This window comes from Rhizobium altiplani, assembly GCF_001542405.1.
Taxonomy (GTDB): Bacteria; Pseudomonadota; Alphaproteobacteria; order Rhizobiales; family Rhizobiaceae; genus Rhizobium; species Rhizobium altiplani.
Map to the genome: position 1 here is coordinate 39,834 of NZ_LNCD01000121.1, position 23,879 is coordinate 63,712.

The 23,879-nt window shown below is 61.0% G+C and carries 23 protein-coding genes, 1 tRNA gene and 1 pseudogene; 18 read left to right on the forward strand and 7 right to left on the reverse strand.

Features of this window, described 5'->3' with window-relative positions:
• Positions 1-125 precede the first annotated feature (125 nt).
• From AS026_RS28120 to AS026_RS28135, 4 genes are all read left to right on the forward strand, one after another.
• On the forward strand, positions 126-746 hold the full coding sequence (locus AS026_RS28120) for a C39 family peptidase (RefSeq protein ID WP_062373585.1): 621 nt from the start codon (positions 126-128) through the stop codon (positions 744-746).
• A gap of 35 nt (positions 747-781) precedes the next feature.
• On the forward strand, positions 782-1,885 hold the full coding sequence (locus AS026_RS28125; RefSeq protein WP_062373555.1) for a D-alanine--D-alanine ligase family protein: 1,104 nt from the start codon (positions 782-784) through the stop codon (positions 1,883-1,885).
• A 109-nt stretch (positions 1,886-1,994) separates the two neighbouring features.
• Positions 1,995-3,404 carry a lipopolysaccharide biosynthesis protein gene (locus AS026_RS28130; RefSeq protein WP_062373558.1) on the forward strand — a complete coding sequence of 470 codons (1,410 nt, stop codon included), beginning with the start codon at positions 1,995-1,997 and terminating at the stop codon, positions 3,402-3,404.
• A 4-nt stretch (positions 3,405-3,408) separates the two neighbouring features.
• Positions 3,409-4,698: a GNAT family N-acetyltransferase gene (locus AS026_RS28135; RefSeq protein WP_018857840.1), complete on the forward strand. Its 1,290-nt coding sequence runs from the start codon at positions 3,409-3,411 to the stop codon at positions 4,696-4,698.
• Between the two features lie 21 nt (positions 4,699-4,719).
• Here AS026_RS28135 and AS026_RS28140 read toward each other — a convergent pair whose 3' ends face one another.
• Positions 4,720-6,348 carry an AMP-binding protein gene (locus AS026_RS28140; RefSeq protein ID WP_062373563.1) on the reverse strand — a complete coding sequence of 543 codons (1,629 nt, stop codon included), beginning with the start codon at positions 6,346-6,348 and terminating at the stop codon, positions 4,720-4,722.
• A gap of 177 nt (positions 6,349-6,525) precedes the next feature.
• Here AS026_RS28140 and AS026_RS28145 point away from each other — a divergent pair, with 177 nt between their 5' ends.
• Positions 6,526-7,506, forward strand: coding sequence for an aldo/keto reductase (locus AS026_RS28145; RefSeq protein WP_018857838.1), 981 nt, complete (start codon positions 6,526-6,528; stop codon positions 7,504-7,506).
• A 75-nt stretch (positions 7,507-7,581) separates the two neighbouring features.
• Positions 7,582-8,376, forward strand: a complete 795-nt coding sequence (locus AS026_RS28150) for a class I SAM-dependent methyltransferase (RefSeq protein WP_062373590.1) — start codon at positions 7,582-7,584, stop codon at positions 8,374-8,376.
• On the opposite strand, the gene AS026_RS28155 is transcribed toward AS026_RS28150, so the two are convergent.
• On the reverse strand, positions 8,373-8,957 hold the full coding sequence (locus tag AS026_RS28155) for a TetR/AcrR family transcriptional regulator (protein ID WP_025661640.1): 585 nt from the start codon (positions 8,955-8,957) through the stop codon (positions 8,373-8,375). The genes AS026_RS28150 and AS026_RS28155 overlap by 4 nt on opposite strands.
• A gap of 124 nt (positions 8,958-9,081) precedes the next feature.
• Here AS026_RS28155 and AS026_RS28160 point away from each other — a divergent pair, with 124 nt between their 5' ends.
• Both AS026_RS28160 and AS026_RS28165 read left to right on the forward strand, forming a co-directional pair.
• Positions 9,082-10,380, forward strand: a complete 1,299-nt coding sequence (locus AS026_RS28160; RefSeq protein WP_025661639.1) for an MFS transporter — start codon at positions 9,082-9,084, stop codon at positions 10,378-10,380.
• 120 nt (positions 10,381-10,500) lie between these two features.
• Positions 10,501-10,585 (forward strand) — tRNA-Leu (locus AS026_RS28165).
• A gap of 80 nt (positions 10,586-10,665) precedes the next feature.
• Here AS026_RS28165 and AS026_RS28170 read toward each other — a convergent pair.
• Both AS026_RS28170 and AS026_RS28175 read right to left on the reverse strand, forming a co-directional pair.
• Positions 10,666-11,555 (reverse strand): annotated as a pseudogene (locus AS026_RS28170) (Hint domain-containing protein).
• Between the two features lie 369 nt (positions 11,556-11,924).
• Positions 11,925-12,938 (reverse strand): glycosyltransferase family 39 protein, encoded by a 1,014-nt coding sequence (locus AS026_RS28175; RefSeq protein ID WP_245307665.1) that lies wholly within the window; start codon positions 12,936-12,938, stop codon positions 11,925-11,927.
• A gap of 394 nt (positions 12,939-13,332) precedes the next feature.
• On the opposite strand from AS026_RS28175, the gene AS026_RS28180 reads away from it, so the two are divergent.
• From AS026_RS28180 to AS026_RS28190, 3 genes are all read left to right on the forward strand, one after another.
• Positions 13,333-15,084 carry a cation:proton antiporter domain-containing protein gene (locus AS026_RS28180; RefSeq protein ID WP_025661636.1) on the forward strand — a complete coding sequence of 584 codons (1,752 nt, stop codon included), beginning with the start codon at positions 13,333-13,335 and terminating at the stop codon, positions 15,082-15,084.
• A gap of 121 nt (positions 15,085-15,205) precedes the next feature.
• A complete protein-coding gene (locus AS026_RS28185; protein WP_025661635.1) occupies positions 15,206-15,802 on the forward strand; it encodes a YqaA family protein in 597 nt (198 codons plus the stop codon).
• 22 nt (positions 15,803-15,824) lie between these two features.
• Positions 15,825-16,337, forward strand: a complete 513-nt coding sequence (locus tag AS026_RS28190) for a disulfide bond formation protein B (protein WP_062373567.1) — start codon at positions 15,825-15,827, stop codon at positions 16,335-16,337.
• Positions 16,338-16,358: 21 nt separating this feature from the next.
• On the opposite strand, the gene AS026_RS28195 is transcribed toward AS026_RS28190, so the two are convergent.
• Positions 16,359-16,916: an HNH endonuclease gene (locus AS026_RS28195; RefSeq protein ID WP_007790722.1), complete on the reverse strand. Its 558-nt coding sequence runs from the start codon at positions 16,914-16,916 to the stop codon at positions 16,359-16,361.
• A 111-nt stretch (positions 16,917-17,027) separates the two neighbouring features.
• The gene (locus AS026_RS28200) at positions 17,028-17,714 is read right to left on the reverse strand and encodes a DNA-3-methyladenine glycosylase family protein (protein WP_018857814.1); all 687 of its coding nucleotides are present in this window, start codon (positions 17,712-17,714) and stop codon (positions 17,028-17,030) included.
• Here AS026_RS28200 and gluQRS point away from each other — a divergent pair.
• Positions 17,713-18,594, forward strand: a complete 882-nt coding sequence (gluQRS, locus tag AS026_RS28205) for a tRNA glutamyl-Q(34) synthetase GluQRS (protein WP_062373570.1) — start codon at positions 17,713-17,715, stop codon at positions 18,592-18,594. The genes AS026_RS28200 and gluQRS overlap by 2 nt on opposite strands.
• Here gluQRS and AS026_RS28210 read toward each other — a convergent pair.
• Positions 18,559-19,473, reverse strand: coding sequence for a YihY/virulence factor BrkB family protein (locus tag AS026_RS28210; RefSeq protein WP_018857812.1), 915 nt, complete (start codon positions 19,471-19,473; stop codon positions 18,559-18,561). The genes gluQRS and AS026_RS28210 overlap by 36 nt on opposite strands.
• Positions 19,474-19,550: 77 nt before the next feature.
• On the opposite strand from AS026_RS28210, the gene AS026_RS28215 reads away from it, so the two are divergent.
• The 6 genes from AS026_RS28215 to AS026_RS28240 all read left to right on the forward strand — a co-directional run.
• Positions 19,551-20,384 carry an SDR family oxidoreductase gene (locus AS026_RS28215; RefSeq protein ID WP_018857811.1) on the forward strand — a complete coding sequence of 278 codons (834 nt, stop codon included), beginning with the start codon at positions 19,551-19,553 and terminating at the stop codon, positions 20,382-20,384.
• A gap of 20 nt (positions 20,385-20,404) precedes the next feature.
• Positions 20,405-20,608 (forward strand): twin transmembrane helix small protein, encoded by a 204-nt coding sequence (locus AS026_RS28220; protein WP_018857810.1) that lies wholly within the window; start codon positions 20,405-20,407, stop codon positions 20,606-20,608.
• Between the two features lie 25 nt (positions 20,609-20,633).
• A complete protein-coding gene (locus AS026_RS28225; protein WP_018857809.1) occupies positions 20,634-21,212 on the forward strand; it encodes a cob(I)yrinic acid a,c-diamide adenosyltransferase in 579 nt (192 codons plus the stop codon).
• Positions 21,213-21,254: 42 nt separating this feature from the next.
• Positions 21,255-22,043: a rhomboid family intramembrane serine protease gene (locus AS026_RS28230; RefSeq protein WP_062373575.1), complete on the forward strand. Its 789-nt coding sequence runs from the start codon at positions 21,255-21,257 to the stop codon at positions 22,041-22,043.
• 171 nt (positions 22,044-22,214) lie between these two features.
• Entirely contained in the window at positions 22,215-22,976 is a 762-nt protein-coding gene (locus AS026_RS28235) for an electron transfer flavoprotein subunit beta/FixA family protein (RefSeq protein WP_062373581.1), read from the forward strand.
• A 25-nt stretch (positions 22,977-23,001) separates the two neighbouring features.
• Positions 23,002-23,879, forward strand: an 878-nt coding sequence (locus AS026_RS28240) for an electron transfer flavoprotein subunit alpha/FixB family protein (RefSeq protein WP_062369096.1), incomplete at its 3' end; no start/stop codon positions are given.

Below are 23,879 nucleotides of genomic sequence, written 5' to 3' on the forward strand. Positions count from 1 at the left end.
AGTTGTCGCTCGCGCCCAGCCCCTTCACAACTCCTGATTTAATAATCAGCGCACACTTCAGCCACAGAACTGTCGCTTTGTTCGCCGAGTTTGCGACCATATTCATTTTGATTGCCGAGGAAGAGATGAACGCTTTCGCCCGAGCGGTTCCCTATTTCAGCCAGTGGGAAACGGCGTCGATGACGCTGCCTGTGCTTGAAAGCGGCTCGTCTGCATTATTGAGCGATCCGCTCTGGCACCAGTCTGGCGCCGAGACGGTCGAAGAATATGCCCGCTGGGCGGTCAATATCTGCGGCATGGCATGCCTGAAGATGGCACTTGCCGCACGCGGCGAGATGCACCGGACCATCGACCTGGCGCGGGCCTGCACTGCTTTTGGCGGGTACGTCGTCAACGAGGCGGATCACTCGATCAAGGGATTGATCTATGCGCCGTTCGTCACCTTCGTCGGGCGGGCCTTCGGCCTCAAGGCCGAGACAATCACCAATCTGCCGACCACTGATATTCCCGATTTGCTTCGCAGGAACACATTCTTCATCGCCTCGGTCAACAGCCAGATCCGGTGGCCGGATCGCGAGCCGCCGTCGCGCGGCGGCCATCTCGTACTGGTAACGGCGGCATCGCCCGGAACGATCCGTTTCCACAATCCATCCGGCCATGACGCTCAAAGCCAGGCAGACGTCGTACTGCCGCTCCCAACCTTCGACCGCTTCTTCGCCAATCGCGGCGTGGCCATCATTCTCTGACAACCTCAACAGACCCATCCGGGCAGAAAATCATCATGCCGAACACGCGTTCTACGGAAACTGACCGGCCCACAGCCTCGCGCCTGCGGGTCGCTGTCCTCTTCGGCGGGCGTTCGCCCGAGCACGATGTCTCAATCCTGTCGGCAATCAATGTCGTCAATGCGCTCGATCGTGACCGCTACGACGTTCTTCCCATCTACGTGACGAAGGAAGGGCGGTGGTTGCTGATGGCACGGCAGACGGAACTGTCGACCGCAGCAACCGTCGGCGACGCTCCGGAATTGACGCTGCTGCCCGGCGGTCGGGGCCGCCTGCTAGCCATTCCCGCGAATGCAGCTCCATACGAAGTTCCGCCGATCAACATCCTGTTTCCCGTCCTGCATGGCATGCACGGCGAGGACGGATCGGTACAGGGACTGGCCGCCGTCGCCCGCGTGCCGCTCGCAGGCTGTGGCATCCTCGGCTCGGCAACGGCCATCGACAAGGATATCGCCAAGCGCCTGTTGAAGGAGGCTGGTCTACCGGTCGCGAAGGCCGTCTGCATCGAACAAGGCGCGGAGCCGCCCTTCGCTGATGTTGTAAAAAAACTCGGCCTTCCGCTTTTCATCAAGCCCGCGCGCCAGGGCTCTTCCGTCGGCGTCAGTAAGGTAGCCGACGCCGACAGCTACGCCGCCGCCCTCGCCGAAGGCTTCAGGCACGACCGCAAGCTGCTGGCAGAGGAATTTATCACCGGCCGCGAGATTGAATTCAGCGTGCTCGAACACGCCGATGGTTCGCTCTTCGTATCACTGCCCGGCGAGATAGTGCCCGCCGAAACCCACGGCTTTTATAGCTACGAGGCCAAGTATATCGACGAGAATGGCGCAGCGCTCAGAGTTCCCGCACAACTGCCGACGGAGATCGGGGAAGAACTGCGCCGCACAGCGACCAATGCCTTCAAAGCGCTCGGCTGCGATGGAATGGCGAGGGTCGATTTCTTTCTCACGCCCGACATGTGCTTCGTCGTCAACGAACTCAACACCATACCCGGCTTCACCAATATTAGCATGTATGCCAAGGCCATGGCCGCCAGTGGCGTCAGCTATGCCGAGGTTCTCGACCGACTGATCGAACGTGCGCTTTCCCATGCAGGCCGCTGATTTCTGGCGTTCCAGCCGTTGGCACGAATGACGGTGTCACAACCGTTTCTTAACGCCGTTCTGCCAAGACTTCGACGACGATTTGCCTGAAGAGTTTTGCGTGTTTGTGATGGCGGTCATTGAGACGGCGGAAAAGATGCTGCCTGCGGGTCTGCGCCCGGCGGGAAGTCGCCTGCTGCGCTCGTTTGTGACCGCTCTGACTGCGCGCGGCGATAAGGCTACAGCTCAGCGCATGGCGCTGACCGCCTTTTCCATCCGCATCGTCAGCGCCGCCCTCGCCTTTCTGTCGCAAATCGTATTGGCCCGCCTCATGGGCGAATATGAGTACGGAATTTTTGTATTCGTCTGGGTGCTGATCGTCCTCTTCGGCGATCTTTCATGCCTGGGCTTCCACACCGCCGTCGTGCGGTTCCTGCCGCAATACAAGGCGGCCGGCTCTTTTGAGAAGATCCGCGGACTGACCGGCACCGCCCGCATCTTCGGATTGCTCTCTGGCACGGCCGCTCTTGTCATCGGCATGATCGCCCTGCATCTCTTCCGCGACAGGATCGAGGGTTATTATGTCATCCCGATCTTCCTCGGACTGGTCGCCATGCCGATGATCGCCCTCGGTGATATTCTCGAAGGCACGTCGCGGGCCAATCACTGGCCTGTCATGGCGTTGAGTCCTGCTTACATCGTACGGCCGGTCCTCATCATTCTTTTCATGCTGACTGCGATCGGGCTTGGCGCGCCGCGCACCGCGATGACGGCGATGCAGGCCGCACTCATCGCGACCTATGTCACCACCGTCGGCCAATACGTCGCAACGCTCTTGCGACTGCGCCGCCATTACCAAGAGGGTCCGCGCGAGGTCGACTTTCTCGGTTGGCTTGGTGTCGCCTTCCCAATCTTCCTTATCGAGGGGGTCAGCTTCCTGTTGACCAATTCTGATGTGGTCGTGGTCGGCATCTTCCTCGAACCGCACGACGTCGCGATCTATTTCGCCGCCGCCAAGACGATGGCGCTGGTCCACTTCATCAATTTCTCCGTGAAGGCGGCATCCGGTCCGCGCTTTTCAAGCCTCATCGCCGAGGGGACACGCGAGCAGCTCGCGGCTGCTGCGATCGACGCCGCGCAATGGACCTTCTGGCCCGCGCTCGCCATCGGCCTGGCCGTTGTCGCCGCCGGCCATTTTCTGCTCTCGCTCTTTGGCGGCGCTTTCACCGCCGGCTATATCGTGATGGCAATCCTGCTGGCGGGCATCCTCGCCAAGGCCCTGGTCGGACCAGCGGAAACGCTGCTGATGATGGCTGGCAAGCAGAACGTCTGCGTTCTGCTCTATGCCGGAGCGCTGGCAGCGAACATCAGCCTCAACCTGCTCCTCATCCCAAGACTGGGTATCGAGGGTGCGGCGATCGCCACGGCCTCGGCCATGGGCGTCGAAGCCATCCTCCTGCATTTTGCCGTCCGGCGCGCGCTTGGAATTATGCTTTTCGCATTTGCCACGCCTCCGGCCAAAACAGACATGGAAGCCTGATATAATGGTGCGCATTCCTCCAGCTACCGAAACGACCGATGTCACGACGAACCGCATGGTTCACGAGCTAGCGGCTCTCGATTTCGACATGCCACGGCCGGATGCGCGCGTTGAAGTCGGCCGTCCGGGCCGTGAACTCTGCCTCTATTCCGGCAAGCTCGGCTACGAACTGCAGGAAGAGCTCGATTTCCTCTCCAACCGAGCGATGGAGCCGAATGTCTTCTTCACCGGTCGCTTCCTCGCCCCGGCCATGCCGCGGCTGGATGATAGAGAGGTGAACTTCGCCCTGTTGCGGGATCTGAGCGACACGCGAAGCCGGATGCGCTTCCTGATGCCGTTCTCCATCGAAAAACCCGGCTTCGCCGTCGGCCCCTCGATCGTACGGGTCTGGTCGAACGGCTTTGCACCGCTCGGCACGCCGCTGGTCGATACCGAGGATGCAGGCGAAACGCTGGACAATCTCTATGACGGCCTGACCCATCGGGACCTGCGCCTGCCCCCAATTCTCGTGCTGCCGGATGTCAGGCTGAACGGGCTCTTTGCCCGCATGGCAAGGGCGGTCGCCATCGGCCGCAACCTGCCGATCACCATCGCCAATCCCTATCAGCGCGCCATGCTGCAGAGCGACGAGGAAGCAACCGTCTATCTGCGCGACGCGATTTCTTCGTCGCATCTGAAGGAGATGCGGCGGCAATGGCGTCTGCTCGAGGACTTGGGCACGGTGGTTTATAACGTCGCCCGCCAGGCGCGTGAAGTCCACGCGCGTTTCGAAGAGTTCCTTGCGCTCGAGGCCGGCGGCTGGAAGGGCAAGAAGCGCAGTGCGCTGGTGACCGATCGCTACCACACCGCCTTTGCCCGAGAGGCGGTTTCCAACCTCGCCGCCGTCGATGCCGTTCGTGTCCACACGATCGACCTCAACGGCAAGGCAATCGCCTCGATGGTGGTCTTGATGATGGGCGGCGAGGCCTACACCTGGAAGACGGCCTACGACGAAGCCTATGCGCGCTACTCGCCAGGCAAGTTGCTGATGGGCGAGGTGACCGAATGGCACCTTGACGACGCCAACATCGTTCGTTCCGACTCCTGCGCCATCCCCGATCACCCGATGATCAATCGCTTCTGGAAGGAGCGGGAGGAGATGGGCACGATGGTAATCGGGCTGAACCAGAACGGCGACCGGGACGTGCGCCAGGTGGCCGCCCAGCTCCATATGTACAGCAGCACCCGCAACGTCGCGAAGATGCTGCGACAGAAGATCATGTCACTCGCCCGGCGTGGAAAGTCTCCCCAGTGACGTCAGGTCACGCCAAAGCCGTCAGCCGGCAGCGGCCCGCTCCCTGAGCAGGCGCCGGATGACCTTGCCTGTCGTGGTCAGCGGCAGTTCCGGGACAAATTCCACTTCGCGCGGATACTCGTGCATCGAAAGCCGCAACTTCACCCATTCGCTGATCTCGGACGCCAGCTGTTGGCTTGGCTCGAATCCTGGCGCCAGCACGACATAGGCCTTGACGATCTCGGTGCGAACGGGATCGGGCTTGCCGATGGCTGCGGCCAGCTGCACGGCGGGATGGCCGATGAGGCAGTCCTCGATTTCGGCTGGCCCAATCCGATAGCCTGAGGAGGTGATGACATCGTCATCCCGCCCGAAGAAGGTGACGTAGCCGTCCGCATCCTGGCGCCCGATATCGCCTGTCAGAAGCCAATCGCCGACAAACTTCCGCTCGGTCGCCCCGACGTCGTCCCAATAGCCGAGAAACATCACGGGATCCGGGCGGCGGATGGCAATCTGCCCAGCTTCGCCAACAGGAAGCTCCTTGCCGGCTTCGCTGACGATGGCCACACGATGCCCGGGTACCGGGCGTCCGATTGCGCCGGGACGACTGATTCCGATCGCGGCGCTCGACGAAAGCACGAAATTGCACTCCGTCTGGCCGTAGAACTCGTTGACCGTAATCCCGAGCGTCCGCTTGACCCATTCCAGCGTTTCGGCACCGAGCGACTCGCCCGCTGCGCCGATGGTGCGCAAGACGAGATCATATTTGGCACGTGGATCTGGCACCGATTTCAGTAGCCGCAAGGCCGTCGGCGGAATGAAACCGTTGCGCACCTTCATTTCGGCCATGATGCGATAAGCCATGTCGGCATCGAATTTCTGCGCCGGCGAGGAGACGACGGGAACACCGAGCAACAGGCTGGGCAGCAGCGCATTCAGCAAACCGCCAGCCCAGGCCCAGTCCGAAGGTGTCCAGACCTTGTCTCCGGCCTGCGGAAATCCCTCATGGGCAAACTGCATGCCCGGTATGTGCCCCGCCAGCACCTGATGACCGTGAAGCGCGCCCTTCGGCGGACCGGTCGTTCCCGACGTGAAGATCATCAGCGCCGGATCGTGGGGCGCGGTTTTCGCGACCTCGAACACCGGGGGATGGCTTTCGACCAGCGCTGAAAAGTATCGCACGCCCTGTCGATCGCCGTCGACGCAGATCACTTCGGAAAGGTCAGGTAGTCGCTCGCGGATATGGCTGATGCGGTCGAGCCCGAATGTGTTGGTGATGACGACGAAAGCGCCCGCGGTCCGCAGCCGGTATTCCAGCGCCTCGACGCCGAAGAGCAAGGCCAACGGCAGTGCGATCGCGCCGATCTTGTAGATTGCAACATGGGCGATAACGGTCTCGAACGACTGCGGCAGGAGCAGGGCGACCCGATCACCTTTCGTTACCCCCAAAGACACCAGCGCATTGGCGAGCGACGCCGACCGGTCGGCCAGCTCGCGGTAGGTCATGGAGAGATGATTGCCGTCAGGGCTGAAGTGCTCAAGGCAAACGCGATCAGGCGTCCGCGCCGCCCATTCGTCGCTCACCGCGCGGCCGATATTGAAATCCTCCGGTATTTCCCAGGCGAAATCACGGTAAAGGTCTTCGTAGCGATCGCGCTGCGGTAGTCTCATCGGCGAAAATCCAGTCAAATGCTGCAGCAGCTAACACCGAGAGCCCGGCACACGCAAGCGCGAGACCTTGCGATGGCTTCTCGATGGTCACAAAACTTTTGTGTGAGGAGCAGACACTTTCAAGCTTGCCGCGCTAGATCAAAGGGCGCTGGGTAGCGACTCGTTTGGAGCAATTTCATGGATTACGTCAAATTTGGCGGCACTGGCTTGGAAGTGTCGAAGATCTGCCTGGGTTGCATGACCTTCGGCGAACCTGGCCGTGGCAACCACAGTTGGACACTCGGCGAAGAAGACAGCCGGGCATTGATCAGACAGGCGCTCGATCTCGGCATCAACTTCCTCGACACCGCCAACACCTATTCGGACGGCTCCTCGGAGGAGATCGTCGGGCGCGCGATCCAGGACTTTTCAAAGCGGGACGAGATCGTGCTCGCGACCAAGGTCTTTAACCGCATGCGTCCGGGGCCGAACGGCGCCGGCCTGTCGCGCAAGGCGATCTTCGACGAGATCGACAACAGCCTGCGTCGCCTTGGCACCGACTATGTCGACCTCTATCAGATCCACCGGTTCGATTATACGACGCCGATCGAAGAAACGCTGGAAGCCCTGCATGATGTCGTGAAGGCAGGCAAGGCGCGCTATATCGGCGCCTCCTCCATGTATGCCTGGCAATTCGCCAAGATGCTCTATACCTCGCGCGCCAATGGCTGGACGCCATTCGTCAGCATGCAAGATCATCTGAACCTGCTCTACCGGGAGGAAGAGCGCGAAATGCTGCCCTTCTGCCAGGATCAGAAGATCGCCGTCATTCCCTGGAGCCCGCTCGCCCGCGGTCGGCTGACGCGCGACTGGGATGAGAAGACGACCCGCAGCGAGACGGACGAATTCGGCAAGACGCTCTACAAGCAGGCGGAAGACGCCGATCGTACCATCATCGGCGTTGTCGGAAAGCTGGCCGAAAAACATGGTGTCTCCCGTGCCCAGATTGCGACCGCCTGGATCCTGCAGAAGGGCGCCGTCACGGCGCCGATCATCGGCGCGTCGAAAGCCAAGCACTTGGCCGACGCCGTCGCCGCACTGTCCGTAAAGCTGGCCCCAGAAGACGTCGCCGCGCTCGAGGAACCCTATGTTCCCCACAGGGTCGAAGGTTTCAAATAACGCGACAGTTTGGAGAGTTGCCGGTCGCGGGCGTTGAGCCGGCGACCGCGGCCACTTCCGTTCAAGGATATTGCCATGACGACGATCCCCTTCGAAGCGCGCCGCTTTCAATCCACGGCCGCCTACTACACGCGCTATCGCGTTCCCTATCCCGATCAACTCATCGGGCAGGTTGCCAAGCGCGCCGGCCTCGTGGCCGGCGAGCGTGTGCTTGACCTTGGTTGCGGCCCCGGTCAGCTCGGCATTGCCTTCGCGCGGCTGGCCGGAGCAACGGTCACTGGCCTCGATCCGGAACCGGAAATGCTGGAGGCGGCGCGGACGGATGCAGCCGCCGTCGGTGTCAACGTCACCTTCATCAAGGGCTCTTCATACGATCTCGGCCCGCGCTTTGCGCCGCTCAAGATGACGGTCATGGGGCGTTCGTTTCACTGGATGGACCGCCCCGCGACGCTGAAGGCTCTCGATGAAATCACCGTGACTGACGGTTGCGTGGTGCTGTTCGGCGATCGCCACATCTCCTCGACGCCCGACTGGCGGCAGGCCGTCAACGAGATCGCCGAGAGCTTCGCACCGGAGCGCAATGCCAATCGCGAACGGCGGAAAAGCCCGGATTGGATTGAGCATGAAAGCATCCTCCTTCGCTCGCCCTTCGGTGATCTGGAGCGGATCTCCGTTGTGAGGGAGCGCAAGCTCTGCCTCGACGATATCGTTGGCCGCGCCTTCTCGACCTCGGTGACATCGCCACAGGCGCTTGGCGCAAAGACGGCAGCCTTCGAGGCCGAGCTTCGCGCCACCCTCCTCAAGCTTTCGCCCGAGGGCAGCTTCCTGGAGGTGGTGGAGATCGGCGGCCTGATCGCACGCCGCGGCTAGCCCTCGGTCCTGTTCTCAAGGGAAAGTGCATCGCGAGTCGCATAGAGAAAGCTGTCGGAGAGTTCACGGCTCTCGACGGCTCGCGCCAGGATCACCGCACCCATCATCGCTGCAAGTGTCGTAAAGCCCTTCTCGCGCCGTTCGTCTGGCGTTTTACCGGACACAATCTCGGACAAAATATCAACGAGCATCGAAAGCCCATCGTTGAATGTCTCGCGCATCGCACCGTGACTGCGACTGACTTCCTGCGCAAGCGAAGCGAAAACGCAGCTGCCGCCTGGGTCGTCAACGCTGCAGCGCGACAGATAGTGATTGAGCAGCGCATCCAACGGCCGCTCCGGCGCCGACGCGATGATCTCGTTCCAGCGAATCTTCACCTTCTCGATCAATGCGCGGCTCACTTCCAGCGCCAGTTCTTCCTTGGATTCGAAATGGCCGTAGAACCCGCCATGCGTCATCCCGGCAGCCTTCATGATCTCGGCGACGCCGATGCCGTCGAAACCCTTTTCACGGAACAGCACCCCGGCAACCGTCAGGATTTTCTCGCGATTCTCGGCAAATTTCTCTCGGCTGACCCGCATTCGGTTCTCCGCAATTAGCAGCTTGACAATTTATATGACGCCCATCATCAATACACAACAATTATGATGACCATCATCTAAAAGCTTCCGATAGTCTCCGGCAACCTCAAAACGGAACGGCCACATGGTATCGACTGCACTTGCTTCATCTCTGGCGCGACGCAACATCCACTATGGATGGGTGGTCGTTGCAGCAACCTTCCTGACCATGCTGGTGACCGCTGGCGCGATGGGCGCCCCCGGCGTCCTCATCAAGCCGCTCCAGGACGAGTTCGGCTGGGAAACTTCGCAGATATCTTCCGCGCTCGCCGTCCGGCTGATTCTGTTCGGGCTTATGGGACCGTTCTCGGCCGCTTTCATGAACTATTTCGGCATCCGCAAGGTTATCGTCTTCGCCATGATCCTGATCGGCGGCGGCTTCGTCGGCTCGCTCTTCATGAGCGAACTCTGGCAGTTGCTCCTGCTCTGGGGAATCGTCGTCGGCTTCGGCACCGGGCTGACCGCAATGGTGCTCGCCGCTACCGTATCCGCCCGCTGGTTCACCAAGCATCGCGGCCTCGTGGTAGGCATGCTGTCGGCGAGTTCTGCGACGGGACAGCTGGTCTTCCTGCCACTGATGGCGGAGCTGACGGAACGCTACGGTTGGCGCGCAACAGTCTTTCTGGTCTGCGGCATGATCATGTTCGCCGCACTCATCGTACTGGCCTTCATGCGCGACCGCCCTTCCGACCTCAACCTGCCCGCCTTCGGCGAGGCACATATCACGCCACCGCCGCCAACCGAATCCGGGCTGCTGGCGATGCTGGCAACGCCGGTCACGGTTCTCAAGGAGATCTCCGGCACCTCGACCTTCTGGATCCTGTTTGCCACCTTCTTCATCTGCGGTCTCAGCACCAACGGCCTGATCCAGACGCATTTCGTCACGCTCTGCGGTGACTTCGGTATCATGCCGGTGGCTGCAGCCAGTGTTCTTGCCGTGATGGGCATCTTCGATTTCTTCGGCACGATCGGCTCCGGCTGGCTTTCGGACCGCTTCGACAATCGCTGGCTGCTCTTCTGGTACTACGGCCTGCGTGGCCTGTCGCTGCTGTTCCTACCCTTCAGCAATTTCAGCTTCTACGGACTGTCGATCTTCGCGATCTTCTATGGCCTCGACTGGATCGCCACCGTGCCGCCGACCGTCAAGCTTGCCGCCGACCGTTTCGGTCGCGAAAAGGCGGGCCTCGTCTTCGGCTGGGTTTTCACAGGCCATCAGCTGGGAGCAGCGACCGCCGCCTACGGCGCCGGCTGGTCGCGCACTGAACTGCAGAGCTATCTGCCCGCCTTCTTCATTGCCGGCGCCTTCTGCCTGCTCGCTTCCGTCCTCGCGATCACGCTGAAGAAGTCCGCCGTCCATCAACCCGCCGCCGCCGTCGCGCATTGATACCGTTTCCGGCCGAACGTCGCGAGCCGGAAACTCCAACAAATCAAGCCGAGAACTTCGCCCGCCGTCTTGCGCGCGCGGGCGAACGCATGCTAGACAGCCGCCTCGTCGGTATCCGTTGCCCCATTGGCGGAATTGGTAGACGCGCTCGACTCAAAATCGAGTTTCGAAAGAAGTGCTGGTTCGACCCCGGCATGGGGCACCATCCCGACAATACGCCAGTGATCTGACTTCATTTTTTTTGGCGTTTTGTCTCAAGCACGCAAAACCTCGAAATCAGTCTCACTAGGCGGACAGCTCTTTGGCTTGCGCATTGATCTTCCCGCAGGCATCCTCGAACGGATCACGCATTGGCACCAGAGGCGAGGCGCCGAGGAGAAGAAGGGCTTTCAGATGTTGCCATCCGCCTTCCTCGCCCAGAACCGTCGCATAGGATGTCATCGGCTCGCGTAGCTCACCAGCATACAGGCGTTCGTATTCCGCGAAATTTCCGAAATTGTCGCGATTGCTGTCCGAGGGGTGGAAGGTTTCTGCCGCAGCGCCTTCAGCAAGGATTACTTGGTGTGTCGCGAGCAGGACGGCGTAATACTCAATCGTCATATCGTCGCACGGTGCGATCGGCGCGATTGTTGTGCCGTTTACGAGATCCTTCACTCGGATAAGTACGCTATTCAGGAACAGAGCATGGCCGGGTGACAGGTAGAGATCGGAACGTGGCGTGCCATCGCCCAGTGCATCACTTGCCACTCGAATCGGTACGACGCCTTCCTGCCAGCACGCGCCTCGCTTCGTAAATACCTGCCGACCGACCCACTTGATTGGGCTGGTTTCTCCTTCCAGAAGAACAACGCGATCCCCCGTCTGCAGGTCCTCGACACGCTTTTCGCCGCAATCCGTAAGGATTGACGTCCCACGCAGAAAGCACTGCGCACCGCCGCCAGAGTTGCCATTCCCGCCAGAGTTGCCATTCCCGCCAGAGTTGCCATTTCCGCCGGAGTTGCCATTTCCGCCCGAGTTCCCGTTCCCGTTACGTGGGCCCGCTCTCACCGGCAAAGACGACGCTGCCATTGTAAGGACCGCCACGCTTGCAAGGCGAGCGCCAGCAGCAGCCGCCACGCCCAGAAACCGTCGGCGGCGGTATTGCGTGGCAGATTCGGATCTTGGAAATAAGGCATCCTGACGCTCCTTGCTAAACGGGATCGAAACAGCGTTGGACAATCGATAATACGCCTTCCACCTTTTCTCGCTAAGTCGGCAGAAAGGCTTAGTACGAAACGTGCTTATCCAGGGACCGGAGCTTCTCGTCCAATGTAGGGGCTGTGAGGCGCGCTTTAGCCGATGAATTCGGGCCCGCGACAGACATCGCGGAGAAGGACATAACGATCCCCTAAGCTATTGCTATGTCTGATAATTTCGAAGGGTCATAATTTCGCGCGCTTGCCACACCCCGGCATGCGGCAGCCACTGGCAGATGCCACGCAAGATCAGCGCTCGATCCGCTCCGCCCGCGTCTCGGCAAGACGAGCGGCATCGCATGACATGCTTTAGTGGAAGCTCCCAACGAAAACGACGCCCAGGGAGATAAAGATCACCGCCCCCACAAGCGCGACAAGCTTCCCGATTGCGCCGGGGACCTGGACACCCGAGGCCTCGACCTTGAATGCCAGATAAAGCGGGAACGCCACGAAGAAGATCGAGATCCACTTCGGACGCATGATCGTCGCATCGACGGCGAGCATGATCACGTAGACCAGAAACATGCTGATGACGAGCATCCGGCCGATGACCCTCGTCCATTCGCTGCTGGTGCCAAGGATCGTCCGGATATGGCCACGATAGACAATGGCGAGGATAGCGAGCGTCAACGCCGAACATTTGACGATCGCTCCCAACAGCTCCCAGGCCGCAACCACTTGCTCGGGCATCCCGGCGCTAGCGGCTGCCCGCAAATTTTTCAGCGTGTCGCCGGTCGCCAAATCCAGATGGGTCACGATCCAATAAACATGCGGGGCCGCGACGATGAGACCAACCGCGATGGTCACCGCCAGCCGCCAGTTGAAGACCAATCGCCGCAGGCCAGGTTCGAGAAGGAGCGCTGCAACCGTCGCGACCGGGACGATCGCAAAGTTGTACTTGGCAAGGAATCCCAACCCGGCTGCTGCGCCGAGAAGTGCATAATTGCCGGTCGATGGTCGTTCCGCCATCAATGCCAGTGCGTAGAGAAAGAACGCGACGACAGCGAAGGCGCCGACGCTGTGAGTTAGATCCCGCTGCGAGAGCAGAAAGACCACAGGCAGGCTCAGGAAGCCGAGGGGGGCGATCCATGCAGTTTCGCGCTTGCCCATCACCTTGCGGGCCGCGAGACAGAGAAAGATGCAACTCAGCAGCAGCGTCCCGTTCTTTACGAAAGCCAGCGTGTCGACCGAGGCGCCGAAGATCTTGGCGAAATAGTAGAATAGCCAGTCGTAGAGCGGCGGCTGGTCGCCGTAGCCCAGTTGCAAGGCATGCGAGAGCCTGATCTGCTCTGCCTCGTCGGACGCCAGATCGCCACCACGCAAGAGTCAAAGAACGAAGCTGGCGCTAAAGTATGTGGCGAGCAGGAGCACGGGCAGGAGTGTGCTTAGACGCGTGGCACGCCGGGTGGAAAGGTATGAACTATCAACAGTATCAGTCAACTTCTGCCCGTATGCGCTCGGTCTAAACAAGTATTCAGGACGAAAATATGCAACTGCTCTAATGGAGAGTATAGCGCTTCACCTGCAATTTCAGGGGTTCTCCAGCATCGTTCAGAAGCTGGGTGTTGCCGCAGGGCAACGCTTTCTCATCTCGTCGTTTGCAACATTGCTGCCTCAATCGGGCTCTACCCAGCAATTGGCCCGACGCGGCAAATCAACTGTTTAATTTCTTCGGCGTTTCGGCCACACTGCGCCCGCCAAGAGGGAAAGCGCACGCGTGCATCAGGAAGTATCGCTTATTGCAACAGTTGCCGTGAGTTTCGTCTGCGCGGCGATACTCGGCTATCTCGCCGATCGAGTGCGTCTGCCGCCGCTTGTCGGATACTTGTTTGCAGGCATCGTGATGGGCCCTTTGACGCCCGGCTTCGTCGCTAATGCCGAGCTTGCCAGCCAGTTGGCGGAGATGGGCGTCATCCTGTTGATGTTCGGCGTTGGCTTGCATTTTTCGACCGCCGACCTGCTTGCCGTGCGCGGGATTGCCGTGCCGGGCGCAATCGCGCGGATCGTCGTCGTTACCCTGCTCGGTATCGGGCTCGCCAGCTGGTGGGGCTGGAACCTTGGGGCGGGAATCGTCCTTGGACTCAGCCTGTCAGTAGCAAGTACAGTTGTGCTGTTGAAAGCCCTGGAGGAGCGGAACCTGCTCAACTCCGCCAGCGGCCGCGTCGCCGTCGGCTGGCTGATCGTCGAAGACCTTGCCACGGTCCTGGCACTGGTGCTTCTGCCTGCCGTCGCCGAATTGCTCGGTGGTCATGCGACCGCGGGCGGCCTTGCCCACAACGCCGGGCTGCCGCTTCCGCTGACGATAGCGCTGACGCTGGTGAAGGTTGGTGCCTTTGCGGTTATGGCAATCTTTCTAGGGCCGAAGATCGTCCCTTGGCTCCTGACGCTCGTGGCGAGAACCGGTTCGCGCGAACTTTTCACCCTGACGGTCCTCGCAATAGCGCTTGGCATCGCGTTCGGCTCGGCGAAAGTCTTCGGCGTTTCGTTTGCGCTCGGCGCCTTCTTCGCAGGCGTGGTGATGAGCGAGTCCAACCTCAGCCATCGGGCCGCAGCCGATTCGCTGCCGCTTCAGAACGCCTTTTCGGTGCTGTTCTTCGTCTCGGTCGGCATGCTGTTCGATCCGTCGATCCTGGTGCGGCAGCCGATGGCTGTCATCAGCGCGCTGGCGCTGATTGTCGTCGGCAAGACCATCGTCTCCTTCCTCATCGTCGTCATGCTTCGCTATCCGATCGGCATGGCACTGACCGTGTCAGGCGGACTGGCGCAGATCGGCGAATTCTCGTTCATTCTCGCCAGCCTCGGCGTTTCTCTCGGGCTGCTGCCAAGTGACGGGCAGGACATCATCCTCGCATCCGCCATCATTTCGATCACGCTCAATCCGCTCGTCTGCTTGGGTGCCGAAGCGCTGCATACCCATGTGCACACCAGATGGCCGGTGCTCAGCAATCGCTTCGGCCGCCGCCGGCACGAGGCACTCGGCCGCGAGCTTGAAAAAATCCGAGCGATCAACGAAGCCCGCGAGCACAAGCATCAGCTCGAGATGGAAGAACTTATCGAAACCTTCCCGCTGTTTGCCAAGGTCGATGAAGATTCGCAGGAGGAGTTGCTGCTCCTCTTTCGGCCGAAATCCGCCCTGCCGGGCGAACGCGTGGTGCGCAAGGGCGACCGAGGCGATGGCATGTATTTCCTGTCATCGGGCGCAGTGGAAGTACAGCTACCGGGCGAGCCGATCCGGCTGGAGCCGGGCGCGTTCTTCGGCGAGATGGCGCTGCTCAGCGGCGGACGACGCACCGCGGACGTCGTTGCCGTGGATTTCTGCCAGTTCTTTGTGCTCGAAAGACGTGATTTCAACATGTTCACGGCAAAGCATCCCGTTCTGCGTCAGGCCGTCAGCGAAATGGCGCGCGAACGAACCGAAATGAACGTCATGCGGCAGAAGAGAGATCAGCCCTCCAGCGTCGACTCCTGAGCTCATCGCCGCCGTTTGATCACGAAGATTTTTGGCACGTCACCCTACGAACGACACAGCAAGCATTTACAGCGGCGCAGACGCCCCATAAAGCTCATGCGCTCGAAGCGAAAGGATCGGAATGCTCCGCAGACTCTACGACTGGACCATGTCACTCGCGGGCCGGAAATCGGCCGAAGTCTGGCTCGCCGTTATAGCCTTCGTCGAAAGTTCTGTCTTTCTGGTTCCTGCCGACGTTCTCTACCTGCCGATGGGGCTCGCAAAGCCGGAACGCGCCTATCGCTACGCGCTGGTCGCAACCGTTGCATCCGTCCTGGGCGGCATCGCCGGCTGGGCGCTCGGCTACTATGCCTATGATGCGATCGCTCGCCCGGTTCTGGAATTCTACGGAAAGCTTGGCGCCTTCGAGCAGCTCAGGCTCTATATCCACGATGAGTGGGAAATCCTGCTGTTGCTGCTCGTCACCTCCGGCCTGGCGCATCTGCCGCCGATCAAGGTCGTGACGATCCTTGCCGGCGTCATTCACATGAACCTTGGCTTCTTCGTTATTTCCGCGATCATCGCACGCGGTGCCCGCTTCTTCTTCCTCGCCTGGCTGCTGCGCCGCTATGGCGAGCCGATCCGCCACTTCATCGAGAAGCGCCTTGCGCAGGTTACAGGCATTGTTGCCGCCGTCGCCATCGCCCTCGGGATTGCCTATAAACTATTTGCCCACTGAGCTATTCGCGCGGAGTCCGTTCATGCCTGCCTCGTTTTCCCTTGCTCGCCCGGTCGTCGGCTACTCGCTGGTGCTCGCACTAGGCATGGCGGTCGTCGTCGGAACTGCACTTGGCTTTCAATATATCGGCGGCTACATCCCCTGCGCGCTCTGCCTGCTGCAGCGCCAGCCCTACTATTACGGCATTCCGGTCGCGATCCTCGGCGCGGTTGCCTCCGCAGTCGGCCTTCCGAGCTGGATCGGCCGGGCATTCCTGCTTGCCGCCGGCATGCTTATGATTGTCGGCGCCGGCATGGGCGTTTATCACTCCGGTGTCGAGTGGCAGTTCTGGGAAGGGCCGGCGACCTGCTCCACGACGGCAGGCAGCATGACGCAGAATGCCGGCGACCTGCTGGGCGAGCTGAACAGCATCAAGGGCCCCTCCTGCACAGACGCCGCGTTGCGCGTCCTCGGCCTCTCCTTCGCAGGCTGGAACGTGATCACAAGCCTTGTCCTGGCGGCTTTCGCCTTCATCGGCGTCCGTAAGACGGCCTGAGCCTGTCCGAGTAGAGACTGATCAGGGCTGCAGTTCGCTATCCCAGTAGAGGTAGTCGAGCCAGCTGTCGTGCAGGTAGTTCGGCGGGAAAAGCCTGCCGTTATTGTGCAGGTCTTGCACCGTCGGCTGGTACGGCTTCTGATTCGGGAACATGCCTGCCTGCTTCGGCAGCTTGCTGCCTTTTCTCAGATTGCAGGGGGAGCAGGCAGCAACGACATTTTGCCATGTCGTTTCGCCGCCATGGGCACGCGGGATGACGTGGTCGAAGGTCAGGTCATCGTGCTCGCCGCAATACTGGCATTCGAACTTGTCGCGCAGGAACACGTTGAAGCGCGTAAAGGCCGGGTTGCGGGAAGGCTGGACATAGGTCTTGAGGCAGACGACGCTCGGAAGCCGCATCGAAAAACTCGGCGAAGATACCGAATGCTCATATTCTGCAATGATATTCACACGGTCGAGAAATACCGCCTTGATCGCGTCCTGCCAGGACCAAAGCGACAAGGGGTAATAACTCAAGGGCCTGTAGTCAGCGTTCAGGACGAGCGCTGGCAGGGCCTGGGGGGAGACTGCAATCGTCAAGGGACTCTCCTGATCGATTCGGCATCTGCCCTCTTATATTAGGCCGGTTGTGACGGCATTGTGAAGTCTAATAAATTCAGGCATCAATCCTTGTATTTACTGCACGGTCACTCAGTCGACCGGCAGCATACCGCGACCGAGCTTGACGGCGTAATAGGCCCAGAATAGCCTCGCCGCGATCGATCGCCACGGTGACCATCCACCCGCCATGAACGCCAGCTCGCGAGCAGCTGGGCGAGCGCCGAGATCGAATGCCGCAGCCACGGCGTTCTGCAGGGCGACGTCGCCGGACGGAAAAACGTCCGCATGGCCGCCGCAGAACATCAGATAAACCTCGGCGGTCCAGGGACCGACGCCTTTGAGAGCCGTAAGCTTGGCCAGCGCCTGGTCGGGCGGCAGCGCAGAAAGCGCTGCAAGGTCGAGACGGCCCGAGGCAACCGCCTCGGCAATGCGCGAGAGCGTTTCGGCCTTGGCGCGCGAAAGACCGAACTCCCGCCAGGCCTCCGGATGGAGAAGCACATAATTATCAGCCGTCAGCACGCCTTCGCTCGGCCGCATCCGTTTCCAGATCGCTTCGGCGCTGGCTCTCGACACCATTTGCGAGACAATAATGTGCGCGAGCCCCTCGAATCCCGGTTCGCGCAGCCGCAAAGGAAGCGGGCCAGTCTCGGCCGCAATGGCAGCAAGTCTCGGATCCAGGTGAAGCAGCTTCTCCAGACCTTCTCTCACGTCATCGTCGCTGCGAATGATCAACACGCTTCCTCGCGATCCCATCGAATCCGTGGCAGAAGAAAGCATGACCGCGATTCCCCGTCAAAAGCCTGTCTTTCGTTTTGCGCCAAGCCCCAATGGCCCGCTGCATCTTGGCCATGCACTTTCTGCCTTTCTGAACAGAGACATGGCGGCGTCCGCAGGCGCACGCTTTCTGCTGCGTATAGAAGACATCGACCTGACGCGCTGCACACCCGAATTCGAGGCCGGCATTTACGCCGACCTCGAATGGCTCGCCATAGACTGGGAACGACCCGTGCGGCGGCAGTCGGAGCATTTCGCCGAATACCAGTCGGCGCTTGACCGGCTGGTCGACCTCGGCCTCGCCTATCCCGCCTTCATGACGCGGGGAGAGATCAAGACGCGCGTTGCCGCCGCCGAAGCCAATGGCACCCCCTGGCCGCGAGACCCCGACGGCTCGCCGCTCTATCCCCCCGACGATCGTCAACGCGCCGATTTCGACCGACGGCAGCTTCTCGCATCAGGCGTGAAACACGCCTGGCGGCTCGACATGAGCAAGGCTTTGGAGGCTGTCGGCGAGGCTCTTTTCTGGGAGGAAACAGGATACGGCGACCGTGGCACCATCGCCGCAAATCCAGGCGCGTGGGGAGACGTTGTCCTGTCGCGGTCGGATGCGCCGTCGAGCTACCATGTCTCGGTCGTCCTCGATGACGCGCTGCAGGGGATCACCCATGTGGTCCGTGGGCTCGATCTCTTTCACTCAACCTCGGTGCATAGATTGCTGCAGACGCTGCTCGGCCTGCCGGCGCCTGTCTACCATCACCATCGCCTGATCACCGACGAGGACGGACGCAAGCTTTCGAAGAGCCGAAGCGACACGGGGCTTTGCGAACTTCGCGACCGCGGCCTGTCACCGGCCGATATCCGTCACCTTGTCGGGCTTTGACGCCTTGGCCTGACCTCTGCCCAGGAAATTGTTCTTGAAGATCGCACGCACGCGGAACTTCAGGAGGGCGGCATTGATCTCGGCGCCGACAATGAAGATGACGCCGACCATATAAAGAAAGATCAGCACGATCATCACCGATGCCAGGCCGGCATAGGTCGCCGTATAATTGGCGAACGTCGCGAGGTAGTACGCGAAGATCAGGGCTCCCACCAGCCAGAGCAGCAGCGTTACCAACACCCCTGGCGCCACGTCGAATACCCGGCGCCGGCCCGCCGGCAGCCATAGGTGAACGACGAAAAGGCCGATAGTCAGCATGAACAGCGTGCCGTAGACGCGCCAGCTGAAAACAACCTCGAGCGTGTCGGCAAACAGCGGAAACCAATAGCGCGCGTAGTTCAGGGCAATCGGCACCGCCACCAGCAGGACGCTGACGGCGGCGAAAATGACCACGGCGATCATGACAAAACCAAGGCTCGCCAGGCGGGTGAGATACCACGGCCGCGTTTCCTGGACACGATAAGCGCGATTGAGCGAGATGCGCAGCGCCTCGACTCCGTTCGAAGCGAAGTAGGCCGCCGCCAGCACGGACACGGTCAGCAGACCGCCGCGCGGTATCGTCAGAACCTGGATTACCTGATCGACAAGCGGCTTGGCGATCGCCTCGGGCCAGGTGTCGAAGATGAGATGTATCGCCCTGTCCGAGAACTGGTCAGCGCCCAGGAAGGTCGCCAGTGTCGTCCCGAAGATTAGAAATGGAAAAACGGCGAGAAGCGTCGACAACGCGACATGGCTCGCCATCGCGAAGCCGTCATCCTCTATAAGGTGGCAGATAGCGTCGTAGACCACATCATAGAAGATGCGCATTATCTTCGGCATTCCGTCTCCCGGCTTTGATCGTTGTGTCGCCCGTTCGAATATGGGAAACCACTCCTATTTTGTACAGGAATCATTCCATGTCGGATCAGCGCACCATCATCGTGACCGGATGCTCTTCCGGGATCGGCGCGTACTGCGCCCGCGCGCTGAAGGCCGATGGCTGGCGGGTCTTCGCCACCGTGCGCAAGTTCGATGATCTGGCCGCCCTCCAAGCCGACGGCATCGAGGCCCTCCGCATGGACTATACGCGGCCCGATACGATCTCGGATCTCGTGCGCGACGTCAGCGAGCTGACGGGCGGACGCATCGACGCGCTGTTCAACAACGGCGCCTACGGGCAGCCCGGCGCCGTCGAGGACCTGCCGACCGAGGCTCTGCGCGCCCAATTCGAAACGAACGTCTTCGGCTGGCACGAGTTGACACGTCAGGTCGTGCCGCTGATGCGCAAGCGTGATCAGGGGCGGATCGTCCAGTGCTCGTCGATTCTCGGTGTCGTGCCGTACCGCTTCCGCGGCGCCTATACCGCCTCCAAATTCGCTCTCGAAGGCCTAAGCATCAGTCTTCGCATGGAACTGCAGGGTAGTGGCATTCACGTGAGCCTGATCGAGCCGGGCCCGATTGCGTCTCGCTTTACGGCAAATGCGCTCGTAAAAATCCACGAGCACATAGACGTCAGGAACTCGGTCCATGCGGCAGATTACCGCCGCCAGCTTGCGCGTCTTGACGGCTCGGGGCGCCCCAATCGACATAAGCTTGGTCCGGAAGCCGTTTATACCGTACTGAAGCACGCATTGAACTCGAACAATCCGAAACCACATTACCCCGTAACCACGCCGGCGAAGCAGGGCATGGTGTTGAAAAGGCTGCTGCCTGCAGACCTTTTCTATCGCCTGATGCGCTGGGTGGACTAATCAGGAAAGCCAAAGCCAGCATGTCCACGGTCACCTATATTCTCGCGATCATTGTCATGGGCATTGTCGCCATCGTACTGATTCGCGGTCTTTTCAACATGATGAAGGGCGGCAATCCGAACCTTTCCAACAAGCTGATGCAGCTGCGCGTGCTCCTGCAGGCGATCGCAGTGCTCCTCATCATGCTGACACTCTGGCTGACCGGCGGCGGCCGCCCTAGCTAAGGCGGGGAAAAAGAAGGGGGTAGGCATGGTAAGGCTCAACAAGATCTACACGAAGACCGGCGACGACGGCACGACGGCCCTGGTTTCCGGGCCGCGTCGGCTGAAATACGATCTGCGTGTCGAAGCCTACGGCACCATCGATGAGGCCAACTCCGCGATCGGCGTCGCGCGGCTTCACATGCAGGGCATGCCGGTCCTGGACCGAATGCTGACACTGATCCAGAACGATCTCTTCGATCTCGGCGCCGATCTTGCAACGCCGGACGATGGCAAACCGCCCGCACACGAGCCGCTGCGCATCGTTGAAAGCCAGGTCTCGCGGATCGAGAACGACATCGACGAATTGAACGCTGACCTGCAACCTTTGAGATCTTTCGTGCTGCCGGGCGGTCACTCGGCTGCCGCTCATCTTCACCTCGCCCGCACGATCGCGCGCCGCGCCGAGCGGCTGATGGTCGAGCTTGCCCGCACGGATGGCGAGGTCGTCAGCGATGCCGCGTTGAAATACGTCAACCGCGTTTCGGACTTCCTGTTTGTCGCCGCCCGCCACGCCAATGACCGCGGCCATGCGGATGTGCTTTGGGTTCCGGGAAAAAACAGGTAGGTTCCTTCCCGACTATGTGGCGCGAACGCCGGGGCAGGCTTCATGTTCATACCGCTGCACGATGCCAATACGCTGAAGCATATCAAGGTCCAATGGGTGACGATGGCGCTGATCGCGGTGGATTTCGCGGTTTGGCTATTCACCGGGGTCGTCGCCAACGAGTCCGCGTCGCAGGCAACGATTGTCGGCCTGGGCTACATTCCCGCGGTTGCGTTTAACCACGCCAGGCTGGCGCCGGCGCTGGCCCTTATCCCGGAACCGCTAACCTACATCACCTATTCCTTCGTGCATTCCGGCTTCTGGCACCTTGCGCCGAACATGGTTTTCCTGTGGGTCTTTGGCGACAATGTCGAAGATGCGATGGGGCACTTCCGCTTTCTTATTTTTTATCTGCTCTGCGCGGCCGCCGGCGCTCTTGTCCATGGCCTTGTAGGGCCGACATCGGAAGCGCCGCTCGTGGGCGCCTCGGGCGCGATCTCAGGCGTGGTCACCGCCTACGTCGTCTTGCATCCCCGCGTGAAGGTCTGGGTGCTGGTGCTGATGCGCGTCCCGCTGCCCTTGCCGGCCTTCGTGCCGCTCCTTCTCTGGATCGGCCAGCAATTCGTGATGCTGGTCTTGGAACCCGACGGCAGCATCTCCTGGGGCGCCCATGTCGGCGGCATCGTCGCCGGCGGCCTGTTGGTCCTTCTGATGCGTCGCCGCGGCGTCCCGTTATTCGATCGGGAGGTCGTCACGCCCAGGGCTGTCAAAAACCGGCCAGCCGCCAACCCGACGATGGTCGTGACGCCCGGCCAACAGCTGCGCCCGCGCCTGCCTTGGGACAAGCAATAACTCCAATATTGACGTGAACGTAAACGTAATATATCCACGGGATCAATTTGCCTATCTGCGCCATGGAAGCGTTGTGTTTGGAGGAAAAACGCGTATCCATGTCGCCATTCGACAATCGGAGCAGCGCCGAAACGCGCATTTTCTTGGCGAAAGAGTTGAAGGAAGGACCCCATGAAAATTCTCGTCCCCGTCAAGCGGGTGGTTGATTACAACGTGAAGATCCGCGTGAAGCCGGATGGCACAGGCGTCGAACTTTCGAATGTGAAGATGTCGATGAACCCTTTCGACGAGATCTCGGTCGAGGAGGCGCTGCGGCTGAAGGAAGCCGGCAAGGCCGAGGAGGTCATCGTCGTCTCGATTGGTCCGGCCAAGGCCGAAGAGACGCTGCGCACCGCACTCGCCATGGGTGCCGATCGCGCCATCCTGGTGGAGACCGACGACGCCGTCGAACCGCTCGCCGTCGCCAAGATCCTCAAGGGCGTAGTCGATGCCGAACAGCCGGGCCTGATCATCGCGGGCAAGCAGGCGATCGATGACGACTCGAACCAGACCGGCCAGATGCTCGCAGCCCTGCTCGGCGCGGCGCAGGCGACCGTCGCCTCGAAGATCGAGATCGAAGTTGCTGGCCCTGGGGGCAAGGCCCAGGTGACGCGCGAGGTCGATGGCGGCCTGCAGACGATCGAGGTCAAGCTTCCGGCCGTCGTCACATCAGATCTGCGCCTGAACGAGCCGCGCTACGCGTCGCTGCCGAACATCATGAAGGCGAAGAAGAAGCCGCTCGACAAGAAGACGCCGGCCGACTTCGGCGTTTCCACCGCGCCGCGTCTGAAGGTGCTGAAGACCGAGGAGCCGTCCGGCCGCAAGGCGGGCGTCAAGGTCAAGTCGGTTGCCGAGCTGGTCGAGAAGCTTAAAGTCGAAGCCGGCGTGCTTTAAAGGTTCGAGAAAGGGAGATATATCCATGGCCATTCTTCTTCTGGCTGATCACGACGGCAACCACCTTTCCGACCAGACCGCCAAGGCGCTGACGGCGGCGACACAGATCGCCAAGGAACAGGGAAGCGACGTCACCGTGCTTGTCGCCGGCGCCGGCGCCAAGGCCGCGGCCGAACAGGCTGCCAAGCTGTCGGGCGTGTCCAAGGTGCTGGTTGCCGAGGACGCAAGCCTTGCCAACAATCTGGCCGAGCCGCTGGCCGCCCTGATCGTTTCGCTGGCCGCAAGCTATGATACGATCATCGCCGCCGCCACCTCGACCGGCAAGAACGTCATGCCGCGCGTCGCCGCCCTGCTCGATGTCGCGCAGGTCTCCGAGATCATCGAGGTCGTCTCCGCAGACACGTTCAAGCGGCCGATCTATGCCGGCAACGCCATCCAGACGGTGCAGGCGACCGACGCTAGACGAGTCATCACCGTGCGCACCGCGTCGTTCGCCTCCGCTGCCGAAGGCGGTTCTGCCCCGGTCGAAGCTATTGCGGCCGCGGCCAACCCTGGCCTGTCGAGCTTCGTCAAGGACGCGCTGTCGGCCTCCGACCGTCCGGAACTGACGTCTGCGAAGATCATCATCTCCGGTGGCCGTGCCCTCGGCTCGGCCGAAAAGTTCAAGGAAGTCATCCTGCCGGTCGCCGACAAGCTCGGGGCTGCCGTCGGCGCCTCGCGCGCTGCCGTCGATGCCGGCTACGCCCCGAACGACTGGCAGGTCGGCCAGACCGGCAAGGTCGTCGCTCCTGATCTCTACATCGCCTGCGGCATCTCGGGTGCCATCCAGCACCTCGCCGGCATGAAGGATTCGAAGGTCATCGTCGCCATCAACAAGGACGAGGAGGCGCCGATCTTCCAGGT

What these genes read in the sequence shown, in the direction of transcription:
- AS026_RS28140 (WP_062373563.1), bottom strand. Translation starts at nt 6,348, where the DNA reads ATGAGACTACCGCAGCGCGATCGCTACGAAGACCTTTACCGTGATTTC.
- AS026_RS28225 (WP_018857809.1), top strand. Translation starts at nt 20,634, where the DNA reads ATGGTAAGGCTCAACAAGATCTACACGAAGACCGGCGACGACGGCACG.
- AS026_RS28130 (WP_062373558.1), top strand. Translation starts at nt 1,995, where the DNA reads ATGGCGGTCATTGAGACGGCGGAAAAGATGCTGCCTGCGGGTCTGCGC.
- gluQRS (WP_062373570.1), top strand. Translation starts at nt 17,713, where the DNA reads ATGACCGCGATTCCCCGTCAAAAGCCTGTCTTTCGTTTTGCGCCAAGC.
- AS026_RS28125 (WP_062373555.1), top strand. Translation starts at nt 782, where the DNA reads ATGCCGAACACGCGTTCTACGGAAACTGACCGGCCCACAGCCTCGCGC.
- AS026_RS28215 (WP_018857811.1), top strand. Translation starts at nt 19,551, where the DNA reads ATGTCGGATCAGCGCACCATCATCGTGACCGGATGCTCTTCCGGGATC.
- AS026_RS28230 (WP_062373575.1), top strand. Translation starts at nt 21,255, where the DNA reads ATGTTCATACCGCTGCACGATGCCAATACGCTGAAGCATATCAAGGTC.
- AS026_RS28235 (WP_062373581.1), top strand. Translation starts at nt 22,215, where the DNA reads ATGAAAATTCTCGTCCCCGTCAAGCGGGTGGTTGATTACAACGTGAAG.
- AS026_RS28220 (WP_018857810.1), top strand. Translation starts at nt 20,405, where the DNA reads ATGTCCACGGTCACCTATATTCTCGCGATCATTGTCATGGGCATTGTC.
- AS026_RS28185 (WP_025661635.1), top strand. Translation starts at nt 15,206, where the DNA reads ATGCTCCGCAGACTCTACGACTGGACCATGTCACTCGCGGGCCGGAAA.
- AS026_RS28200 (WP_018857814.1), bottom strand. Translation starts at nt 17,714, where the DNA reads ATGCTTTCTTCTGCCACGGATTCGATGGGATCGCGAGGAAGCGTGTTG.
- AS026_RS28145 (WP_018857838.1), top strand. Translation starts at nt 6,526, where the DNA reads ATGGATTACGTCAAATTTGGCGGCACTGGCTTGGAAGTGTCGAAGATC.
- AS026_RS28210 (WP_018857812.1), bottom strand. Translation starts at nt 19,473, where the DNA reads ATGCCGAAGATAATGCGCATCTTCTATGATGTGGTCTACGACGCTATC.
- AS026_RS28150 (WP_062373590.1), top strand. Translation starts at nt 7,582, where the DNA reads ATGACGACGATCCCCTTCGAAGCGCGCCGCTTTCAATCCACGGCCGCC.
- AS026_RS28160 (WP_025661639.1), top strand. Translation starts at nt 9,082, where the DNA reads ATGGTATCGACTGCACTTGCTTCATCTCTGGCGCGACGCAACATCCAC.
- AS026_RS28190 (WP_062373567.1), top strand. Translation starts at nt 15,825, where the DNA reads ATGCCTGCCTCGTTTTCCCTTGCTCGCCCGGTCGTCGGCTACTCGCTG.
- AS026_RS28155 (WP_025661640.1), bottom strand. Translation starts at nt 8,957, where the DNA reads ATGCGGGTCAGCCGAGAGAAATTTGCCGAGAATCGCGAGAAAATCCTG.
- AS026_RS28135 (WP_018857840.1), top strand. Translation starts at nt 3,409, where the DNA reads ATGGTGCGCATTCCTCCAGCTACCGAAACGACCGATGTCACGACGAAC.
- AS026_RS28120 (WP_062373585.1), top strand. Translation starts at nt 126, where the DNA reads ATGAACGCTTTCGCCCGAGCGGTTCCCTATTTCAGCCAGTGGGAAACG.